Below are 18,940 nucleotides of genomic sequence, written 5' to 3' on the forward strand. Positions count from 1 at the left end.
AGACCTGTGGAACCACCAATTTCCGAGTCCGACCAACACGGCCGGCTGGTCGAGATCGGGCGGCTGATCCGCGCCCACCAGCCCGACGAGGGCGCCCCCGCCGGCATCGGCTTCGCGCAGGTCGGCGACCACACCGAGGTCCAGCCGCGCAACACCGAGGCCGGCCCCGAGCTGGTCGGGATGTTCCACGCGCTGCGCGCCGGCATGTACCGCCAGGGCCGCGGCACGTGGCTGCAGGCGCGGTTCGTGCTCGCGTCCGACGGCACCTTCGACTTCGACTTCTTCGTCGACGGCGAACCCCAGTGGACGACCCCGCCCGACCCCGGTGCCTACCGCGACGAGCTCGAGACGTTCCCCCGCGAGGACGAAAACATCCCCGACTGGTGGCGGCTGCGCACCGGGCTGCCGCTCGGCGTCGAGTTCCGCCACGCCCGCCCCGCCGAGGTGGGGGAGGAGCGCGAGCCGCTGGCTGACGAGGAGCTGCCGCTCGTGCTGCAGTACCTCGAACGCGAGGCGCTGGTCGGCGACGCGCACCGCACCGACGGCACCTGGCTGTGGCCTGAGACCGTGTCCCACCAGCTGCGCCGCCACGGCATCGCGCCGGAGCCGGAGCTCGTCGCGCACATCCGTGAGCTGGGGTTCCAGCCGCCGTACGTCGAGCACCTGGTGCGCCGCACGGCGGAGGCCGACTTGCTGGGCCGTCCGCGTCCGCGACCCTCCGCCGAGGACGGGCAGCGCACCGCTGGCGACGTCGCCGCCGAGCTGGAGACCAGCCCCGACCCGGACCTGGCCGACGAGCAGCTGCTGGTGGTCCTCGTGCAGCGGCTCGGCTCGTTCGGCGTGTGGCCGCAAGCCTACCGGATCGGCGCCGTCGAAGCCGGCAAGTGGTGCCTGACCAGGGGCGACGACGGCTGGACCGTCACCTCGGCAGCCGGCAACGGCCAGACCTTCGAGCACCTCGCCGACGCGGCCCAGCAGCTGCTCGGCGCGCTCCTGCTGCACCCGGCCCGGCGGACAGGCGGGCGCGAGACCCCGCTCGAGACGGCGAAGGAAGTGGACGACTGGCCCATCCAGCCGGCCGCGGGTGACCCGCCCCTCACCCTGCTGCGCAACAAGAGACTCACCCGACTGTCCGAAGGTACGGTCGTCCTGCGCTTCGGGGAGGAACCGGGCAACCTGGTCCACCACGGCGAGGTACGGTTCGCCACGACGTCACTGCCACTCGAACGGGAACGAATGGCGCACACTTACCGCCTAAGAAGGTCACTCTACGTGGTCACCGGAGTGACGGTGCCCTGGGCGAACCTGCCGGGCGGAGCAGTGGCATACGTGTTGCCCAAGCCGATCGCGGAGCACGAGTCCGACGGAAGCCTGGAGAGGATCGAGTAGGTGGAAGCGGCGGAAGCGATGGAGAAGGTCGTGAACTGGCTACGCGCTGTGCACGGCCCCCAGATCGCCGGTCCTGGTGGGCTGCGGGTCGACCACGACCGCGTGCTGCGCATCCCCGAAGGCTGGTCGATCCCGTACAACACCACCGCGTACCTCGACGACGGCCGGCCGGACAAGGAGCTCTTCCCGCCGCCGTCGGTCGTCGTGCGTGAGCCGGACGGCGAGCTGCGCCAGGCACCTCCGAACCCAGGAGGGCTGAGCATCCCCGTGGCCTTCCCCGGCCAGGAGAGCTGGCGCGAAGTCGTGGACCCCGAGTACGTCAAGGCCGGGTTCGGCGAGCTCGGCGTGCCGCTTCAAGCCGTGGCCGGCTGGGTCAAGGTCGACAACGAGGGCCGCCAGACCGGCGACGAGCGCGAGAACCCCGAGTACAAGGCCGGTCCGATCCGCCGCGGCTACCCGAAGCCGGAGAACACGCTGGAGACGCTGCTCGCGTTCGCCAGCGTCGGCTGGCTCACGCGTGAGCAGCTGCTGATCGGCCTGCTGCGCTGCGATGTCTTCGTGCCGCTCGACCCCGAGACCGGCGCCACGGATCGCTTCTACTTCTCCGAAGAGCGCAACGAGCTGCGCGTCTTCAGCGCGACGCGCCACTTCCCGCCGCGCGAGCACTCCTGGTGGCGCGTGGACCTCGCCACGCTGGCCGAGTTCGAGCACCCGCCGAACCTCGTGATCAACGGCGGCCCGGCGACGTTCGAGGACGTCTCGGGCGACGATCTCTCCACCATCGCCAAGCGCTTCCCGCGCCACGAGCCGCGCATCGATCGGCACGGACGCGGCCCCGAGGCCGAGGAAGACCTCGAGCGCCTCACCAGCGACACCGCCACGCGCATGGGCCTGTCCGAGCCGGTGGCCGTGCCGCTGGTAGCGGCCGAAAACGCGCGTCGCCACGGCTTCGAGCTCACCGCCGAGGAGTGCCAGCGCACGGTGCTGGGCCAGTCGTGGCTCAACCGCCTCGCGATGGCGGAGCCGCCGCGCAGCAAGCCGAACGACTGGCGCGCCAACGGTCTCGTGCCGGGCTGGGACAACCTCGGCCGCGTGATCCCGCGCCTGGACACATTCGGCAAGTACCCCGACCGCGACCTCGAGAACTTCCGCTACGGCTGGCAGCGCGTCGCGGGCGCGTACGTGGGCTTCGCGCTCGGCGAGGCGCTCGGCATGGCCGTCGACCGGATGCGGCTCGACGAGATCGTCACGCAGTTCGGGGCCGAGGGCGTGGCCGACCTGCCCGTCGCGTTCGACCAGGCGGGCCGCATCGGCTCGCTGACGCAGCGGCTGCTGTTCTACACCGAGGCTGTGATCCGCAGCCCGCACCGCGAGCAGCCGGAGTCGCGCGACGTCGAGCAGCAGTTCCCGTCCGTGGTGCGCGGCGCGTTGATGCGCTGGCTGCACACGCAGGGCGCGCCGTACGACGACGCCGACGGCTGGCTCGTGAAGGTGCCCGACCTCCACGTCCGCCGCACCGCCGACGACGCCGAGCTCAACGCCTACCACGCGGCGGTCACCGGATCTCCGCAGGCAGTGCCGCTGACAGGCCCGACGTCGTTGATCGCCGCGCTGCCCGCCACGCTCATCGCCGCCGGCCCCGGCACGGGCTTCAGCGGCGGCGTGCGCCAGGCCGTGCGCGACCTCGTCGGCGTGACGCACCCGCACGAGGACGACCTGGCGGTGGCGACGTACCTGGCCTGGCTCTTCGAGCCGGTGCTCACGAAGGACGCGTTCAGCTATCCCGTGTGGAACCTCTCGCGCGAGATCCTGACCGAGCACAACACCACGTTCGTCAGCGGTCCCGAGTGGGCGCCGGTGAAGGCGATGGTCGCCGAGTCGGTGCCGTTCTTCGGCGAACACGGGCTGCCGGATCTGCGGATGCCCGAGCTGATCGGCGACGGCCAAGGCACGCTTTCGGTGCTCGGGCGCGCGTTCGCCGCGTTATCCGGGTTCGAGAACTACCCCGAGCAGGCCCTGCTGCGCGCGGTGAACCATTCCGGGCGCAGCGCGCTGACCGGGGCGATCACCGGCGCGTTGCTCGGCGCCCGCGTCGGCGTGCCCGGGCTGCCGCAGAAGTGGATCGAGCAGCTCGAGCTGCGGCACCTCATCGAACAGGTCGTCACGGACGCGTTGTGGCACTTCGATCGCCGCTCCGCGATGAGTTTCCTGGGCGAAGAGTGGGTGCAGCGCTACCCGCGGCACTGACGCCGCGAGGCTTCGAAAAGATGGGGTCATGGAGGCACAGCGGCTGAGGGGCTGCCTGCTCGCGGGCGCCATCGGCGACGCGCTCGGCGCGAAGACGGAGTTCGATTCGATCGAGCGGATCCGCGAGCTCACCGGGCCCGCCGGCATCACGGACTTCATCCCCGCGTACGGCGGCGAAGGGCGCTTCACCGACGACACGCAGATGACGCTCTTCACCCTCGAAGCGCTCATCCGCGCCCACGCGCAGCAGCGGCGGACCGGCAGCGCCGACGTCGTGCAGTCCGTGCAGCTGGCCTACCAGCGCTGGCTGCACACGCAAGGCGTGCCGTGGGAGCGGGCGCGCGGCCCGCACTCCGCGCTCGCGGCGCCTGACGGTGAGCTCGTGACGCACGCCGCGCTGTTCAGCCGCCGCGCACCGGGGCTCACGTGCTTCGGCGAGCTGGAGGCCTACGGGCGATCGGGCGTGCGCGGCAGCGTCTCGCGGCCGGTGAACAACTCGAAGGGCTGCGGCGGTGTGATGCGGGTGGCGCCCGTCGCGCTGTGGTCCGCCGACCCGGCCGAGGTGTTCCGGCTCGCCGCCGAGTTCGCGGCTCTGACCCACGGTCACCCGAGCGGGTATTTGTCGGCCGGCGCCTTCGCCGTGATCGTGCAGCAGTTGCTGGCCGGTTCGCCGCTGCTCGACGCCGTCGCTGTGTCCAGAGCCGAGCTGGTCCGCCACCCCGGTCACGAGGAGCAGGAAGCCGCGCTGGCGCAGGCCCTCGCGATGTCCGGCCCGCCGACGCCGGAGCGGCTGGCCGAGCTGGGTGAGGGCAACGTCGGCGAGACGGCGCTGTCGATGTCCGTGTACGTCGCGCTGACCACCGAAGATCCGGATTCCGCGCTGCTCGCGGCCGTGAACCACAGCGGCGACAGCGATTCCACGGGTTCGGTCTGCGGCAACCTCGTCGGCGCGATGTACGGCGAAGCGGCGCTGCGCGTCAGCTGGCTGGAGCGGCTCGAACTGCGGGACGTGATCGCGCGGCTGGCGGACGACGCGCTCGCCGAGTTCGGCCCCGACTCACCGAGTGACGAGGGTTGGTTCACGCGTTACCCGGTCGACTAAGTTCTTTCCCGGTCACCGGGGGAATTGGGGAGGAACCTGACGTGCGCTACCGGGTAGAGGCGGGAGACCGCCCGGACGGTTTGTACGCGACGCTGGACGACCGCACGTTCGCGGCCGAGCGCTCGACCACCGACGGCACGCTGCTGCTGTCCGTACCGCCGGACGAAGAGGCGCCCGCCGGGTTCGACCGCGAGCACGAGGGTCGCCCGGCGCGCGTGGTGCTGGCCACCGAGGTGCCGGCGACGTTCACGCTGCGCACGTACTGCGAGTACGACGACGAGCTGTTCGAGGTCGCGCCCGGAGACGGCAAGGAGCTGACGCTGCGCTGGACGCAGCACGACCCGGCGCGCGCCGCGCAGCTCGGCCTCACCGACTTCTCGACGACGGCCGAGGCCAAGCGCGTCACGGGCCTGTGGCAGCTGCGCCGCGACCAGGGCGAGCCGCGCCCGGAGCTCGACGCCGACCACGGCGCCCTGCTGCGCGCGATCGGCCGCACGCTGCGCGCCGTGCCCGGCGGCTGGACGCGCGTCGCCGCGCAGTTCCGGCAGGTCGGGGACTACGCGGAGCTGGAGGTCCGCGCGGTCGGCGACGAAAACGGGCCGGTGTCCGTGTCGCTGCCCGCGCCGCCGAAGCTGAGCGCGTTGTTCGCACGACTGCGCGCGGCGATGTACTCGCCCGACACCGGCACGTGGTTCCAGGGCACCTTCACGCTCGACACCGAGGCGCAGTTCGACTTCGACTTCGACTCCGAGCACGAGCCCACCTGGCGCGTCCCGCCGAACGACGGCGGCCGGCCCGCGCCCGAGTCGTACGCCGTGGAGCTCGCGCAGTACCCGCGCCCGCCCAAGGAGCTGCCCGACTGGCTGGCCGCGAAAGCCCACCAGCCCCTCGACGTCGCCTTCCGCCACGCCCGCGTGGTCGACGCGCACAACGAGAACGAGCGCCCGGTCGTCAACCGGCCGCCGGTGCCACCCGACCAGCTGCGCGGCGTGCTCGACTACCTGTTCCGCGCGCCCCTCGTCCTGCATCGCCCGCAGCCGCAGCACGACATCTTCGCCCCGGGCGCGCCGCCCGACGTGCCGCACGCCTTCCACACCGACGGCACCTGGGTGTGGCCCGCGGCCGTGCCGCACTACCTGCGCAAGTACGGCGTGCCGCCCGAGCCCGAGCTGGTGGACCACATTCGTGGTGCCGGCTTCCGTCCGCCGCTGGTGCGCGAGCTCGTCCGCGCGACGGCCGAAGCCGAGATCCTCGGCACCCCCCGCCCGACGCGCTCGGAAACCGAACTCCCCGACGACGGCCGCCTCGCCCGCGCCCTCCGCGGCGACGACCTGGGCCTCGACCTGCACGCCGCCGAGACGCTGACCTTGCTGCACCAGCGCCTGGTCGAACACGGCGTGCCTGCCGGCGCGTACCGGATCGGCGCCACCGAGGTGCCGCTCGCCGACGTCTGGACCCTGCGCCGCGCCGAGAACGGCTGGGAGGTCTCCCGCCCGCCGGCCGTCGCGCCCGTGGCCTTCGGCAGCCTGGCCGACGCCGCCCGCTTCCTCCTCGGCACGCTGCTCATGCTGCCCCCGCGCGCCGCCGACGAGTCCGACCAGCCCGCCGACTGGCCGATCCTGCCGCTACGCGGCGAGCCGCCCCTGAGCTTCTTCCGCGGCAAACGCGTCGTCGTCCTCCCCGCCGGCACCACGGTCCTGCGCTTCGGCAACGACGCCGGCAACCTCGTCCACACCTCCGGCACGCGCTTCGCCTCGACGTCGCTGTCCCCGGAACGCGAACGCGAGCGGCACGAGTACCGGGTGCAGCGCACGCTGCGGGTGCTCACCGGCATCACGGCCCCGTGGGGCCCTCAACCGGGCGGGGCGACGGCTTACTTGCTGCCGCGGCCGATCGCGCAGCACGTGGAGGCGGGGGCGCTATCCCGCGTGTGACCCACGCGCGGTGATCAGCACGGCGGGGGACCACCAGTAGTCGGCGAGCGGCTCCACCACAACGTCGGTGAAGCCCGCGATTTCAAGCTGAGCCACCCACGCCAACGCAGGCTGCTCCCAGTTCGTCCGCTCCGCACCCGCGGCGACGCCGAGCAGCACGGGCATCAGAAATCCTTGCGCGACAAGAGAAGCCCGGGCACCGTACTCGGCGACGCCGCGCTCGTATCGCGACACCAGCGACTCCAGAAAGTCCGGCGACCCCTCGTCCAGCACGGGGATGTCGAACTCCGCCAACACCAGCGTTTCCGTGCGCGGCCGCAGTTCTCGCAGCACCGCGGCCCGCACCGGGGGCCTCATGGACTGCATGGCGAACGTCGACTGTGCGAGGTTCCACGTGGAACCGTTCGCCCCGAGGAAGCTCTGCGCCGTCGCCTCGAAGCGGTTCGCGCCGGGCACGTCGACGGCCGCGAGTAGCGCCGCCGACGGCTCCACCAGGTCGATCCGCCCCGGCCGGAACGACGACTGCGCCAGCGCGGGCTCCACGGCCAGGCCGTCGCCGCAACCCAAGTCCAGCAACGATTCCGGGCGCAGCGCCGCATATCGAGCAGCCAGCGCAGCGCTCAGCCGCGAGTACAACCCCACGTTCCCGCCACCACGGATGAACGCCGTGAACGCCGCCGGCTGGTCGTACACCGGCCCGGACCCGTCCGTCGCGAGGTACGCGGAAAGCTCCGCCCCCAATGGCGAATCAGCCCGCGAGGCAAGCTCGATCGCCTGAGAAACATCCCCGGCCCGGTAAGCGGCAAGCGCGTCGACAAGGATCACGCGCTCGTGTCTAGCACCTGACTCAGAACGGCACCCACAACGTCACCCGCGTGCCGCTGCCGGGCGTCGACTCCACCAGGGCCGTGCCGCCGACCTCGCCGAGGCGCGCGTTGATCGACTGGCTGATGCCGAACCCCGCGGGCCGCGCATCAGGACTGAAGCCCTGCCCGTGGTCGCGCGTGATCACCGCGATTCCGCCGTCGCGTTCCTCCACGCGCACCACGACCTTGTCCGTGCCGGAGTGCTTCATCGTGTTGCGCAGCGACTCGCGCACGGCGTCGCGCAGCGCGATCTGGCGCACTTCCGACAGCGTGTCCTCGTCGAGCTCCGCGATCACCAGCTGCGCGCGCAGGCCGTCGCGCGCCATTTCCGCTGCCAGCGCCGCGAGCTTCTCGCCCAGGGGCCGCGACGCTTCTTCCTCGCGCTGCGCCGCCGCCGTCTCGATCGTCTGCCGCAGCTCCATCGCCTGGGCGCGGGCGAGCCGCTGCACCTCCACGAGCCGGTCGGCCGACTCGCCGGTGCCGCCGAGTGAGATGGCCTCCAGCGTCTGCAGCACGGTGTCGTGGAGCATCCGGTGCTGCTGCGCGCGTTCGGCGAGCCGTCCGTTTCGGATGCCGTAGGCCAGCGCGAGCCGCGTGCCGAGGCCGAGCAGGATCAGCGCGCCGATGCCGGTGAACAGCACTCCGAACATCGTCGGGTACAGCGACCAGGCCTGCGCGAAGTTCGCCGAGCCGCTGTTGAGGAAATCGGACAGCAGCCGCACGGGCAGGCTCAGCGCCGCCAGCGCCAGCCCCGACGGGATGCCGATCGCCAGCGTCAGCAAAGCGATGTCACCCAGCAGGTGTTTGTCCGCGACCCCGAGCGCGTCGTGGAACACCGACGTGGGCTCGGTCAGGCCGATGACCAGCTGAAACGCCACCGTGATGATCAGGTCCGCCACCAGCAGCCGCGCCGCGAGGTCGGAGCGGAAGGGCGACGAGCGCAGCATCCAGTAGATCCCGAACGCGCTCATCGCCATCGAGCACAACGCCACCAGCGCCACGGGCACCACGCCGGTCGAACCGTGCGCCGACACGAACGCGCCGAACGCGCCCGGCACCGCGACGATCCGGTAGGCCAGCGGCACCAGCACCACGTACCGCGCCGCGCGCAGCAGCAGCCCGTCGTTGTACCTGGCGTCCACCGCGCCCGCCATGCGCGAGATCCGCTTGAACGCCCGCAGCGGCGTCGGGTCGGCGATCTCGTCGGTGAGCCCGGTCGTCGCCGTCGCGAGCGCGGGCGTGCCGCGTTTCAACAGGGTGACGAGGAAGCTCGACGTGCGGGGCGGCCGGCCGTCCTGGTCCTCAGTTGCCTGCGCCGTCATCGATCTCCCCGGTACGGGGCGCGCCCCCTCCGGCAGCGCCCGGGGCAGCGAGTATTCCCGCTCGCCGGGCCGCGTTCCAGAGGCCAAAGGGGGATCTTGGCGGATTCGCGATCACGAATTCGACTCGTGTTCGTTCGAAGACCCCACGACGACCCCAGGGTGACCACCCGTGCCCGCAGCGCGAGATCACTCCGTGGGTGCGATGCCCTCCGACTCGGCCCACTTCTTGAGCTCGGCCACGGCCTCGTCGTGGTCCAGCGGACCGCGGTCCAGCCGCAGCTCCTTGAGGAACTTCCACGCCTTGCCGACCTGCGGACCGGGCTTGAGGCCGAGCAGCCGCATGATCTCGTTGCCGTCGAGGTCGGGGCGGACCCGGTTGAGGTCCTCCTGCTCCTTCAACGTCGCGATGCGCTGCTCGAGGTCGTCGTACGTCGCCTGCAGCGCGGCCGCCTTCTTGCGGTTGCGCGTGGTCGAGTCGGCGCGCACGAGCTTGTGCAGCCGCGTCAGCAGGTCACCGGCGTCGGTGACGTAGCGGCGCACGGCCGAATCCGTCCACTCGCCGTTGGCGTAGCCGTGGAAGCGCAGGTGGAGGAACACGAGCTGCGAGACCTGCTCCACGATCTCCTTGGAGAACTTGAGCGCCCGCAAACGCTTGCGCGCCATCCGCGCGCCCACGACCTCGTGGTGGTGGAAGCTCACGCCGCCGCCGGGCAGCAACTCGCGCGTCTCCGGCTTGCCGACGTCGTGCAGCAGCGCGGCAAGCCGCAGCACCAGGTCGGGCTCCGATGCCGGCTCGTGCGTGGTCTCCAGCTCGATCGCCTGCGCCAGCACGGTCAGCGAGTGCTGGTAGACGTCCTTGTGCTGGTGGTGCTCGTCGATCGCCAGGCGCATGCCGGGCAGCTCGGGCAGCACGTGATCCGCGAGGCCCGTGTCCACGAGCAGCTCCAGGCCCGGCCGCGGGTCGGGGGCGAGCATGAGCTTCGACAGCTCCGCCTGCACGCGCTCGGCCGTGATCCGCTCGATCTCGCTCGCCATCGACGTCATCGCCTCGACCACGCGCGGCGCGGCGGTGAAGCCGAGCTGCGAGGAGAAGCGCGCGGCGCGCAGCATGCGCAGCGGGTCGTCGGCGAACGACTCCTGCGGCGTCGCCGGGGTGTCGAGCACCTTCAGCCGCAGCGCGTCCATGCCGTCGTGGGGGTCGATGAACGTCTTCGTGACCAGGTCGATCGCCATCGCGTTGACCGTGAAATCGCGGCGCAGCAGGTCGCCCTCGATGGTGTCGCCGAAGGTGACCTCGGGGTTGCGCCCGACACGGTCGTAGCTGTCGGCGCGGAACGTGGTGATCTCGAGCGTGGTGCCCTTCTTGGTGACCCCGACCGTGCCGAACGCGATGCCGACGTCCCACACGGCGTCGCCCCAGTCGCTCACGATCTGCAGCACACGGTCCGGCCTCGCATCGGTGGTGAAGTCGAGGTCGTTCGAGAGCCGGCCGAGCAGCGCGTCGCGCACGCTGCCACCGACCAGGTAGAGACTGTGGCCGGCTCGCGCGAACCGCTCGGCCAACTCGTCGGCCAGGGGGGACACTCGCATCAGTTCCGTCACCGCGTTCTGCTGGGCGACCAGGTTGTTCACTTCATCCCACCATTAGCTGACAACGGGGAGTGGCGTCCACTACTACGGACGCCGTCGGACACGGACACGGAGAGCCAGCGTACCTGGGCAACCGTTTGCTCTAGCATCGCAGCATGCCTGGATCCGCCGGCCGCGCCGGAGCGCCGAAGCCGCGCAGAAGGCGCAGGCGGCAGCGGGGCAGGCGCCTGACCACGGTCGACGAGACGTCGGCCGGCGGACTGGTCATCGACGCCGGGCGGGAACACGCGGTGCTGATCGGCCGCCTCGACCGGCACGGCAGACTGCTGTGGTCGTTGCCGAAGGGCCACATCGAGGACGGTGAGACGGTGGAGCAGACGGCGATGCGCGAGGTGAAGGAAGAGACGGGCATCTCCGCGCAGGTCCTGCGCCCGCTGGGCACCATCGACTACTGGTTCGTGGCCGAACGACGCCGCGTGCACAAGACCGTGCACCACTTCCTGCTCGAGTCGACGGGTGGCGAGCTCTCCGACGAGGACGTCGAGGTCACCGAGGTCGCGTGGGTGCCGCTGGCCGAGCTGGAGACGACGCTGGCCTACGCGGACGAGCGCAAGCTGGTCCGTAAAGCCAAAGAACTTTTCGCGCACGACGAGCGCGCCTGAGAGGGAGCACCCGAGTGAAGCGGCCCGCCGCCTTCTTCCTGTCCCTGCTGGTCTTCGCAGCAGGCGCCCTTCTCGGCGCGCCCGCGCAGGCCCAGGACGCCGCCAGCCCCGAGCCGCCGCGCCTGCGGCTCGATCTCGACCAGCTCAACCCGCGCGTGATCACCACGTCCACGACGACGCTGACCGTGTCCGGCACCGTGACGAACATCGGCGACCGCCGCATCGCCCGTCCGCAGGTGCGGCTGCAGGTCGGCGAGCACCTGACCGGTGACCGCGAGCTGAAGGGCGTGCTGGCCGGCGAGCCGATCCAGGACAGCCCGCTCACCGACTTCACCACGCTCACGGAGACGCTGGAGCCGGGGCAGACCGCCAAACTCGCCGTCACCGTGCCGCTCACCGGCAAGAGCGCGCTCCAGCTCAGCCGGCCCGGCGTGTACCCGATGCTGGTCAACGTCAACGGCACGCCGGAGTTCGGCGGCCCCGCGCGGCTCGCGGCCGTGAGCCTGCTCATGCCGGTGCTGTCCGCGCCCGGGAAACCGACGTCGCCGGGCAAGCACGCCGACGTCAGCGTGCTGTGGCCCATCACCGACAGCTCGCCGCACGTGCTGTCGTCCCCCTACGGCGGCCGGCTCACGCTCACCGACGACACCCTCGCGGCCGAGCTGAGCCCCAACGGCCGACTGCAGTCCCTCGTCACGGCCGCCCGCGCGGCCCAGCAGTCGGACCCGAACGTCGGCGAGTCCTTGTGCTTCGCCGTCGACCCCGACCTGCTGCGCACCGTCAACGCGATGGCCGGCGGCTACGTCGTCGCCGGCGCACCGGGCAAGGGCTCGCAGCTGGCGCAGGACTGGCTGGCGCAGCTGCGCACGCTCGTCAACGGCCGCTGCGTGATCGCCCTGCCCTTCGCCGACGCCGACCTCACCACGCTGGGCAAGGTCCGCTCCGCCACCGGCACGCCCGACACCGGCCTGCTGAGCACGGCGCTCAGCGGCGAGGCGACGATCCGCGATCTCCTGCACACGCAGCCGCGCCCGGGCGTGCTCTGGCCCGACGGCACGCCCGACGACCAGGCGCTCACCGCGATGTCGGCGGCCGGCGTGCACACCGTGCTCACCGACGGGTCGAAGCTGCAGGCCGACGCGCCCGTCACCGGCCCCGTCTCGCTGCCGGGCGGCCTGCGCGCCCAGCCGATCGACAGCGTCATCGCCGGCGCCATGACGGGTTCCGCGCCCAACCCGCAGACCGCGACCACCGTCGGCGCCGCGACGCAGCCCGCGATCGCGAGCCAGAACGGCCTCGCCGCCATCGCGTTCGAAGCCGGCCTCGGCCGCACCGGCACCGAGCCGGGCACGCAGCTGCTCGTCGCGCCGCCGCGGCGCTGGGACGTGCCGGTGGGCGAGCTCACCGCGTTCCTCCAGCACGTGGGCCAGTTCCTCGGCCCCGGCGGCGTCGCCACCGCCACGCCCCTGTCCGACCTGCTCGACCAGAACGCGTCGGGCACGGCGTCGTTCGCGGCCGGCACCCACGACCAGCCGCTGTCGGGGGGCGGGGATGTCGCCGACGCCCTGACGGACCTCGACGGCCAGGCCGCCGGGCTGCTCTCGGCCATGCGGATGGACACCACGCACCGCGTGCCGCCCGAGGACATCGTCGCGCCGGTGCGCACCGCCCTCGTGCGCGGCGCGTCCACGGCCTACCGCGTGCCCTCGGGCAGCACGGCCGGCGCGAACGCCGACGCCGAGCTCGCCGCGATCCGCGACCAGGTGACCGTGGAACAGCCGAAGCAGACGATCGCGCTCGCGTCCGGTTCGTCACCACTGCCTGTGTTCGTGAGCAACGGCCTCCCGGTGGGCATCACCGCGCAGATCGCGCTGAAGAACGAGGTCGGCATCCGCCCCGAGCAGGTGCAGAACTGGTTCATCCCGGCCAAGGGCGGCCAGAACGAACTGCTGCAGATCGAGGCCCTGCGCGCCGGCCGCCTCAGCGTCGATGTGTCCTTGACCACCCCGGAGGGCACGCAGCTCGGCAGCACGGCGCGCTTCGAGCTGACCTCGACGGAGTACGGCCCGATCACGATCATCATCACCGTCGTCGCTGGTTGTGCGCTGCTCCTCCTGGCGTCGCGGCGGATCTACCGGCGGGTCAAGGAAGGCCGGGCCGCGAGGGCCGAATCGCGCTGAGTCCTCGGGGGACCGGGTATCGGAGGCCGTTCCCGATTACCCTGGGTCGACCGCTGCCACAATGGCAGGGACCCTGGCACCGAGGATTGGGCGCGCGTTGGACAGAGAGCCGGGCTTACCACCCGAGCGTGCGAGTCGTCCTCGGCGCGACGGCGCGCCTCCTCGTCGCGGCGAACGCACCGAGCAGCCGCGCCGCGCCGCCCGCGAAGGCCGGCGCCAGCCGCCGCCCCAGGGCCAGGTGCCGCCCGAACGTCGCCAGCCGCCGCCGCCGGCCAACGGCCGCACGCGCCACCTGCCGGTCCCCGCCGAAGAGCGCCCCCAGCGCCCGGCCCCCGACGAGCACACAGAGCGGCCGAAACGCCGCGTACCCCCGCCCGTTCAGCAGGGACAGCCGCGTCAGGCGTCTCGCGCCCAGGCGACCCCGCCGCCGCCCACCCGACGGCAGGCCGTTCCGCCGCCACCTCAATCACCGCCGCCGCAGGGCCGGGCGCCACTGCCACGGCCGGCCGCTTCGCCCTCCGGCCCCTTGCCGCAACCCTCCGGTCCGCCTTCGGGACCTCAGCCGCTGCCACCGACCTCCGGACAGCACCCGGTGCCGCCGACCCCCGCGCCCCACCGTGGCCGCGGTCCGCGTCCGGGCTCGCCGGTCCGCCCGTGGCAGGAGGAGGCGCTGCGCGACCCCGAGGCCACGCGCTTCATCCCGCGCACCGCCGGCGTCCCGATGCCCGCGTCGCGGTGGCCGCTGGCCGACCCCGACTCGATGCGTCCGTACGACGCGCTGGCCACGCAGGTCATGCCGCGGATCGGCGACGCGCCACTGGTGCGGCCGGTCGAACCGGGCAGCACCGGTGAGCAGCCGGCCACCTCGGCGAAGGCGCCCTCGCTCGCGAAATCGAGCGGGCGGATGGCGATCGCGTCGCTGATCAGCCGCATCACCGGCTTCCTCTGGAAGCTGTTGCTGGTGGCGGCGATCGGCGCGGGCGTGGCCAACGACTCGTTCAACGTCGCCAACACGATGCCGAACATCATCTTCGAGCTGCTCATGGGCGGTGTGCTCGCCAGCGTGGTGGTGCCGCTGCTCGTGCGCTCCCAGGACGACGAGGACGGCGGCGAGGCTTACACGCAGCGGCTGATCACAGTGGCGTTCACGCTGCTGCTCTTCGGCACCGTGATCGCGGTGGTGTGCGCGCCCGCGTTCACCTCGCTGTACGTGGACGGCTCCGGCCAGGCGAGCTCGGGGCTGACCACCGCGTTCGCCTACTTGCTGCTGCCGGAGATCTTCTTCTACGGCGTGTTCGCGCTGCTCTCGGCGATCCTCAACGCCAAGCACATCTTCGGCCCCACCGCGTGGGCGCCGGTGGTCAACAACATGGTGGTCATCTTCACGATCCTGGTCGTGTGGATCATGCCGGGGCAGATCGACACCGAGCACGTGTCGATCACCGACCCAAAGGTGCTCACTCTGGGCCTCGGCGTCACCGCCGGCATCGTGGCGCAGGCGATCATGCTGGTCCCGCCGCTACTCAAGTCGGGTTTCCGGCCGAAGTGGCGCTGGGGCATCGACAGGCAGATGAAGGAGTTCGGCGGCCTCGCGCTGTGGATCGTCGGCTACGTGGCCGTGAGCCAGGTCGGCTACACGATCACCACCCGGGTACTCACCAACGGCACCCCCGGCGGTGTCACGGCCTACGCCAACGCGTGGCTGCTGTTCCAGCTGCCTTACGGCGTCATCGGCGTCTCGCTGCTCACGGCGATCATGCCGCGGATGAGCCGCGCGGCCGCCGACGGCGACCACAAGAAGCTCATCGGCGACCTGTCCTACGCTTCGCGGATCTCGACGGTCACGCTCCTGCCGATCTCGGCGGTGATGACGATCGTCGGCTCGTCGATCGGCATCGCTCTGTTCACCATCGGCAAGGGCTCGGTCGAGAGCGCCGAGCGACTCGGCGGCGCGCTGGCGATCTCCGCGTTCGCGCTGCTGCCGTTCGCGTTGGTCCAGCTGCAGATGCGCGTGTTCTACGCGATGAAGGACGCTCGCACGCCCACCCTGATCATGGTTGTGATGACGCTGGTCAAGGTGCCGCTGCTGTACCTGTGCCCGGTGCTGCTCTCGCCGGACAACGTGGTGCTCGGCGTGATGATGGTCAACGCGCTCACGTACGTCGTCGGCGCGATGCTCGGTCAAGTCTGGCTTTGGGTCACGCTCGGCAACCTGCGCAGCAAACGGGTGCTCGGGGTGATCCTCTTCACGGTCGTCGCGAGTGTCCTCGGTGTCGGGGCCGCGTGGCTCGTGGGCCAGATCGTGCCCGACTCCTTGGGGCTCAAGCTGCATGCGTGGATCACGCTCTTCCTGCAGGGGATCGTGGGCATCGGCGTGTCGTTCGGCGTGCTCATGGCCCTGAAGGTGGAGGAGCTGAGGCCGGCGACGTCGAGGATCACCCGATTGATCAAGCGCGGGTAACGATTGATTCACGACTGACGACGCTTCCTCCAGACCTGATCCGGGTACCCTCGGGGCGGGAGCGCGACGCGGGAGAGAAGCGGTGGACACGAGACGGAGCGAACAGGCAGGGGAGGCCAACCGTGCGGGCATTCGTGCCCAGGGCGGTTCGCTGGCCCCGGGCCGGGTCGTCGGCGACGGCCGGTACCGCCTGCTCGCGCAGTTCGGGGTGGACGAACGAGCCGCCGCGCACCTGTGGCGGGCACGGGATGGGCAGCTCAAGCGCGATGTCGCGCTGACGCTGCTGGTCGGTGATCCGGCGGATCCGGAGGCGGCGAGGCTGGCCCGGCGAACGCTGGAGCGCGCGGCGCACGCGTCGAAGTTCGGCCACGGCGGGGTCGCGCGGGTGCTCGACGTGCTGAGCCTCGGCAGTGGCGTGACCTCGAACGAGGGACTTCTCGGCGTTGTCGTCGCGGAGTGGACCAAGGGCAGCGACCTGGTGGACCTGGTCGCGCAGCGGCCGGTGGCGCCGGCCGCGGCCGCGCGCATGGTGCAGGCGCTCGCCGAAGCGGTGGAGCACGCGCACCAGAACGGCCTGGTCCTCGGTCTGGACCACCCCCAGCGGCTGCGCCTGACGCCCAACGGCGCGTTGAAGCTGGCGTTCCCCGGCCCGCTGCCGGACGCGACGCTGCGCGACGACGTCAAGGCCCTCGGCGCCGTCCTTTACCTCCTGCTCACCGGACGCTGGGCGCTGCCGGGCGGGCCGCCCGCGATCCCTGCGGCGCCGTTGACCCCGCAGGGCCACGTCGTGCCGCCGCGGACGCTGGTCCCGGCCGTGCCGCCCGAGCTGTCCTCGCTGGCCGTGCGCACGATCGAGGACGGCGGCAACGGCGGGATCCGTACGAGCTCGGCCATCCTGCGCGTGCTCGACCAGGCCGCCGAGGCCGAGGAGCGCACGCAGCTGATCAAGGCCGTCGGCGAGAACGCCACGAGCGAGGCCGACGGCACGATCTGGACCACGAAGAAGCCGGTGAAGGACGTCGCGCGGCGGCGGAAGCTGGCGTTCGGCGTGACCGTGCTGGTGGTCGCCACCGTGCTGATCCTGGCGTGGGGCGGGTTGATGCTGATCAATCTGTTCCAGGGCGACTCCAAAGCGAGCGGTCCGACGATCAACGTCGCGGCGCCCTCGTCGAGTGCCGCACCGCCGCCCGCGAACTCGGCGGCGCCCCCGCCGTCGTCGCCGGCCGCGCCGAAGCTCGGCCAGGCGGTGGAGCCGAAGGCGGCCACGATCTACAACCCCAAGGGCTCGGGCGACAACTCCGGCCGGGTGAAGAACACGATCGACGGCGACCCGGGCACGGTCTGGCGCACCGACCAGTACCAGCAGCAGCTGCCGACGCTGAAGCCCGGCGTCGGGTTCGTGGTGCAGTTCGACGACCCGGTGAAGCTCGCGCAGGTGAAGATCGCGGCCGACAGCCCCGGCACGAAGATCGAGATCCGCTCGGCCGACACCAAGAACCCGAAGCTGGACGACACCAAGGTGGTCGGCACCGGTGACCTCAACGGCACCGACACGACGATCGACCTCCAGACGCCGACGGAGAGCCAGTACTTCGTCGTGTGGATCACCCAGCTGGGCGACGACAGCGACGGCGGCTTCATCAGCGAGATCGGAGACGTGAGCTTCCTGCCTGCGGGGTGATCGGCATCTCCCACTCAGTAGGCTCTGCCGGGTGACGGCTGCAGCTCCCACGGACGCGGATCTCATAGCGGCGCACGCCGCCGGTGACCCGCATGCGTTCAGCGAACTCGTCCGGCGGCACCGTGATCGTCTGTGGGCGGTGGCCCTGCGGACGCTGCGTGATCCGGAGGAAGCCGCCGACGCGTTGCAGGAGGCGTTCATCTCGGCCTTTCGCGCGGCGGGAAACTTCCGCGCCGAGTCGCAGGTGACCACGTGGCTGCACCGCATCGTCGTCAACGCGTGCCTCGACCGCATCCGCCGCAAGCAGGCGCGTCCCACCGTTCCCCTGCCCGAGGCCGGCTTCAACGAGCCGGCCTCGCCGCGCGACTCGATGTCCGAGAAGGAGACGAGCCTGCTCGTGCGCGAGGCGCTGGAGCAGCTGCCCGAGGAGCAGCGCGCGCCGATCCTGCTCGTCGACGTCGAGGGCTACTCCGTGGCCGAGACGGCGAAGATGCTCGGCATCGCGGAGGGCACGGTCAAGAGCCGCTGCGCGCGAGGACGGGGCAAACTCGCGAAGGTTCTGGGGCACCTGCGGAACCCGGATGCGAATGCGAACGTCCCAACTCACGAAAGCAAACGCAGGAGCGCCACTTCGGACGGGTCCCGGAGTGCCGGGCGAGCCGACCGCTCGCCGGGGAACGGGGAGGCACGATGACGGACGAGAGTCGGGGGGTCGGCGGGACCGTCGGTCCGCCTTGGTCTGTCGACGTGCTGGCCGACCTCCACGCCGGCGTGCTGGACGAACACGAGGCGGCGCGGCTGTGGCCGCGGGTGCAGGCGGACCCCGAAGCGCGCGCGATCATCGAAGCTCTCGAGGCGACCACGGCCGATCTGGCCGCTCTGGCTCACGAGCCGGCGCCGCCGATGCCGGCCGAGTTCGCCGCGCGGATCGACCACGCGCTGGCCGCGGAAGCCGCGTCCCGGCAGGTCGCCCCCTTTCCGGCGTCCGGTTCCGCTCCGGCACCGGCATCGCTTGAGCCCGGCGTGGCGCCCGTGGTGGACCTCGCGGCAGCACGGCGGCGGCGGAACAAGCGGCTCGGCTGGGGCGCGGGGATCCTGACGGCGGCCGCGGCGGCGATCGTCGCGATCGCCGTGACGGTGCCCGGCCCGGCCCAGGAAACCGGCACTGGCGTGGCCGCTCCCGCGCCGGCGGGACCGTCCGTGGGTAGCGACGGCAGCGGGGCGGAAGCGCTGCTGGGCGGAGCCATGGGCGTACGCGACTTCGGCCCGCTTCAGGACGAGCAGCGCCTCGACGCGTGCGTCAGCGCGGCCGGTCTGGACCCGGACGTGCGGCCGGAGGGCATCCGGCCGGTGACCGTCGAGGGCAAGCCCGGCGTGCTGGTCATCTACACGACGGGTCAGCTCGCGCAGTTCCGCCTGGTGGCCTTCGGGGCCGACTGCGGGCCGGGTCACGCCGACAAGCTGTTCGACAAGGTCGTCGGCAAGAAATAACCGCTGGTCGGGACG

The 18,940-nt window shown here is 71.8% G+C and carries 14 protein-coding genes; 10 read left to right on the plus strand and 4 right to left on the minus strand.

What is annotated here, in order from left to right; translation table 11 throughout:
- Nucleotides 1-6 precede the first annotated feature (6 nt).
- From K1T34_RS17855 to K1T34_RS17870, 4 genes are read left to right on the plus strand one after another with little or no spacing between them, the layout of a single operon-like run.
- A complete protein-coding gene (locus K1T34_RS17855; protein ID WP_255638570.1) occupies nucleotides 7-1,389 on the plus strand; it encodes a TNT domain-containing protein in 1,383 nt (460 codons plus the stop codon).
- Complete coding sequence (locus K1T34_RS17860) at nucleotides 1,390-3,636, plus strand: ADP-ribosylglycohydrolase family protein (RefSeq protein WP_220245377.1); 2,247 nt, start codon at nucleotides 1,390-1,392, stop codon at nucleotides 3,634-3,636.
- A 28-nt stretch (nucleotides 3,637-3,664) separates the two neighbouring features.
- Entirely contained in the window at nucleotides 3,665-4,738 is a 1,074-nt protein-coding gene (locus K1T34_RS17865; protein ID WP_220245378.1) for an ADP-ribosylglycohydrolase family protein, read from the plus strand.
- Nucleotides 4,739-4,779: 41 nt separating this feature from the next.
- Nucleotides 4,780-6,672 (plus strand): TNT domain-containing protein, encoded by a 1,893-nt coding sequence (locus K1T34_RS17870; RefSeq protein ID WP_220245379.1) that lies wholly within the window; start codon nucleotides 4,780-4,782, stop codon nucleotides 6,670-6,672.
- Here the strand turns inward: K1T34_RS17870 and K1T34_RS17875 are convergent.
- The 3 genes from K1T34_RS17875 to K1T34_RS17885 all read right to left on the minus strand — a co-directional run bounded on the left by K1T34_RS17875 (nucleotide 6,658) and on the right by K1T34_RS17885 (nucleotide 10,492).
- Nucleotides 6,658-7,497 (minus strand): class I SAM-dependent methyltransferase, encoded by an 840-nt coding sequence (locus tag K1T34_RS17875; RefSeq protein ID WP_220245380.1) that lies wholly within the window; start codon nucleotides 7,495-7,497, stop codon nucleotides 6,658-6,660. The genes K1T34_RS17870 and K1T34_RS17875 overlap by 15 nt on opposite strands.
- Nucleotides 7,498-7,519: 22 nt before the next feature.
- The gene (locus K1T34_RS17880) at nucleotides 7,520-8,860 is read right to left on the minus strand and encodes a sensor histidine kinase (RefSeq protein WP_220245381.1); all 1,341 of its coding nucleotides are present in this window, start codon (nucleotides 8,858-8,860) and stop codon (nucleotides 7,520-7,522) included.
- 186 nt (nucleotides 8,861-9,046) lie between these two features.
- On the minus strand, nucleotides 9,047-10,492 hold the full coding sequence (locus tag K1T34_RS17885; protein WP_220245382.1) for a CCA tRNA nucleotidyltransferase: 1,446 nt from the start codon (nucleotides 10,490-10,492) through the stop codon (nucleotides 9,047-9,049).
- Between the two features lie 113 nt (nucleotides 10,493-10,605).
- On the opposite strand from K1T34_RS17885, the gene K1T34_RS17890 reads away from it, so the two are divergent.
- Nucleotides 10,606-11,112, plus strand: coding sequence for an NUDIX hydrolase (locus K1T34_RS17890; RefSeq protein ID WP_220245383.1), 507 nt, complete (start codon nucleotides 10,606-10,608; stop codon nucleotides 11,110-11,112).
- A 14-nt stretch (nucleotides 11,113-11,126) separates the two neighbouring features.
- Nucleotides 11,127-13,292, plus strand: coding sequence for a DUF6049 family protein (locus tag K1T34_RS17895; RefSeq protein ID WP_220245384.1), 2,166 nt, complete (start codon nucleotides 11,127-11,129; stop codon nucleotides 13,290-13,292).
- Nucleotides 13,293-13,407: 115 nt separating this feature from the next.
- On the opposite strand, the gene K1T34_RS17900 is transcribed toward K1T34_RS17895, so the two are convergent.
- The gene (locus tag K1T34_RS17900; RefSeq protein ID WP_220245385.1) at nucleotides 13,408-13,584 is read right to left on the minus strand and encodes a hypothetical protein; all 177 of its coding nucleotides are present in this window, start codon (nucleotides 13,582-13,584) and stop codon (nucleotides 13,408-13,410) included.
- A gap of 429 nt (nucleotides 13,585-14,013) precedes the next feature.
- Between K1T34_RS17900 and murJ the strand changes: the two genes are divergently transcribed.
- The 4 genes from murJ to K1T34_RS17920 all read left to right on the plus strand — a co-directional run bounded on the left by murJ (nucleotide 14,014) and on the right by K1T34_RS17920 (nucleotide 18,925).
- On the plus strand, nucleotides 14,014-15,753 hold the full coding sequence (murJ, locus tag K1T34_RS17905; protein ID WP_370643826.1) for a murein biosynthesis integral membrane protein MurJ: 1,740 nt from the start codon (nucleotides 14,014-14,016) through the stop codon (nucleotides 15,751-15,753).
- Between the two features lie 82 nt (nucleotides 15,754-15,835).
- The gene (locus tag K1T34_RS17910) at nucleotides 15,836-17,434 is read left to right on the plus strand and encodes a protein kinase family protein (RefSeq protein WP_220245387.1); all 1,599 of its coding nucleotides are present in this window, start codon (nucleotides 15,836-15,838) and stop codon (nucleotides 17,432-17,434) included.
- Nucleotides 17,435-17,465: 31 nt separating this feature from the next.
- A complete protein-coding gene (gene sigM, locus K1T34_RS17915; RefSeq protein ID WP_220245388.1) occupies nucleotides 17,466-18,128 on the plus strand; it encodes an RNA polymerase sigma factor SigM in 663 nt (220 codons plus the stop codon).
- Nucleotides 18,125-18,925 carry a hypothetical protein gene (locus K1T34_RS17920; protein WP_220245389.1) on the plus strand — a complete coding sequence of 267 codons (801 nt, stop codon included), beginning with the start codon at nucleotides 18,125-18,127 and terminating at the stop codon, nucleotides 18,923-18,925. The genes sigM and K1T34_RS17920 overlap by 4 nt, the downstream gene beginning before the upstream one ends.
- Nucleotides 18,926-18,940: the final 15 nt, after the last annotated feature.

The sequence above is a fragment of the Amycolatopsis sp. DSM 110486 genome, assembly GCF_019468465.1.
GTDB lineage: Bacteria > Actinomycetota > Actinomycetes > Mycobacteriales > Pseudonocardiaceae > Amycolatopsis.

Coding starts and splice junctions, on each gene's coding strand:
- K1T34_RS17920 (WP_220245389.1), top strand. CDS start 18,125: ATGACGGACGAGAGTCGGGGGGTCGGCGGGACCGTCGGTCCGCCTTGG.
- K1T34_RS17880 (WP_220245381.1), bottom strand. CDS start 8,860: ATGACGGCGCAGGCAACTGAGGACCAGGACGGCCGGCCGCCCCGCACG.
- K1T34_RS17890 (WP_220245383.1), top strand. CDS start 10,606: ATGCCTGGATCCGCCGGCCGCGCCGGAGCGCCGAAGCCGCGCAGAAGG.
- K1T34_RS17865 (WP_220245378.1), top strand. CDS start 3,665: ATGGAGGCACAGCGGCTGAGGGGCTGCCTGCTCGCGGGCGCCATCGGC.
- murJ (WP_370643826.1), top strand. CDS start 14,014: ATGCCCGCGTCGCGGTGGCCGCTGGCCGACCCCGACTCGATGCGTCCG.